This is a genomic window from Microcoleus sp. Aus8_D2, from assembly GCF_036702665.1.
GTDB lineage: Bacteria > Cyanobacteriota > Cyanobacteriia > Cyanobacteriales > Microcoleaceae > Microcoleus.
Window position 1 is genome coordinate 1 of sequence record NZ_JAUBUN010000046.1, and the last position, 1,597, is coordinate 1,597.

At 49.5% G+C, this 1,597-nt stretch carries 3 protein-coding genes; 1 reads left to right on the forward strand and 2 read right to left on the reverse strand.

Going from position 1 to position 1,597, the window contains the following annotated elements:
* Together QUB64_RS26870 and QUB64_RS26875 are read right to left on the reverse strand one after the other, a co-directional pair.
* Positions 1-485: MFS transporter (locus QUB64_RS26870; protein WP_333276618.1), on the reverse strand; the 485-nt coding region annotated here is incomplete at its 3' end.
* Between the two features lie 147 nt (positions 486-632).
* Positions 633-1,292 (reverse strand): isochorismatase family protein, encoded by a 660-nt coding sequence (locus tag QUB64_RS26875; RefSeq protein WP_333276616.1) that lies wholly within the window; start codon positions 1,290-1,292, stop codon positions 633-635.
* A 36-nt stretch (positions 1,293-1,328) separates the two neighbouring features.
* On the opposite strand from QUB64_RS26875, the gene QUB64_RS26880 reads away from it, so the two are divergent.
* Positions 1,329-1,597 (forward strand): hypothetical protein (locus tag QUB64_RS26880; protein ID WP_333276613.1); only part of this gene is annotated, 269 nt, incomplete at its 3' end.

Consider the following 1,597-nt stretch of genomic DNA (forward strand, 5'->3'; position numbering starts at 1 on the left):
TCGGCCAGATAGCCGCCGAGGGTGAGAAAAATCATGCCGCCAAACCCCATAAAAGCTGCTTGCAAACCCAGGAATTGAGCGCGAGCAGCACCGATGTAATAATCAGCAATCAAGGTGGTTGCAGTTGTCATAATACCGGCCACGCTGAAGCCCAGGAGCATCCGTCCCAGCAAAATTAGCCCAATTCGATCCAAAAGGAAGCCAGAGCTGCCTGCAAAGCCGTAGAGAAACACAGATAAACCCAGCAAGCCTTTGCGCCCAAAGCGATCGATCGCAATTCCGGCAATGGGCGCACCGATCGCAATAAACAAAGCTGGGGCCGTCAACACCAATCTCACCAAATAATCGGCATTAGGAACAGCCGAAAAGTGCTGCCGCATTGCCGGGAGAGAAGGGGCGATCGTCGCTCCTGCCATCACAGTTAGAGTGCTGGCTAGCAGCAGAGTTGCTTTCACTAGAAACGTATCAGGGCTGCCGGATTTCATAGACTATTCACGAAATTATCTGCGTTTATCTGTGTCGATCTGCTTTCGATCTGCGATCGATCTATCGAGCGCAGATTTATGCAATTGCTCGTCTAATGAGTCACTCTAACCTATCTGTTTCTGTTACTTACAGCCCGATCGCTCCAACTACAAACTCAACGGAATTTTGCTGCTTTGTTTTGCCGTATGTTCCAGCCCTGCCACCACCAAACCGAAGTTTGGCAAACGTTCGGCAAAGATTGCACCCATGCCCTGTGCCGTTGGTAACGTCCAATCTTTTTGCAATTCGGCAGCAATCGCGATCGTGTTGACGCACTTGACACCAGCTTGAGTCATCCGAGCCACAGCAGCGTTTTGCGCGGTGGTATTCCACGTGCCGGAGGCGTCAATTACCGCATAAACATCATACCCTGCGCCAACCGCAGAAATCGCTGGAAATGCCAAACAAACATCGGTGGTAACACCTGCCATAATTAGCTTTGGGCGAGCTGTTTGCTCTACTGCTTTGACAAAAGCTCGATCGTTCCAAGCATTAATGATGACGCGATCGACGATCGGAACATTTGGCAGCGCCTGAAGTAGTTCGGGAAACAGAGGGCCGTTAGGGCCATTGGAATTGCTGGTAGTTAAAAGAGTTGGTAGGTTGAATAATTTCGCAACATCCGCCAAGTAGAGAGCGTTGTTTTTCAAATTTACTGGATCGATATCGGTAATGCCCAACAGCATAGTGCCCACTTGATGGTCGATCAGCAACATGGCGGCATTATCAGGCGTGAGTTGCTCGAAAAAAACATTGTTTGCAGTCATGGCGATCGTTATTTGGTGTGAATTTGTGAATGTATTGTGAAATTGGCGCGGGCAAGGAATGCCAGCAGGATTAACGCTTTTGCTCAGACAAATGCTGCCTGTGTTAACCGTAGTGCGATCGCCTTAGCGACACCTTCGGCATACATTGGATCGGCCGATCGCAAAATGAGCAATCTGCCGCTCAATAATAAATTGCGGTACACCCTGCATCGCCGCAGCAATGTTAGTTATTGTAGTTATTGTAGGGTGCGTCAGGCGAGAATATCAGGATGGCCGACTCTGAATTTTTTGCCTGACGCACCCGG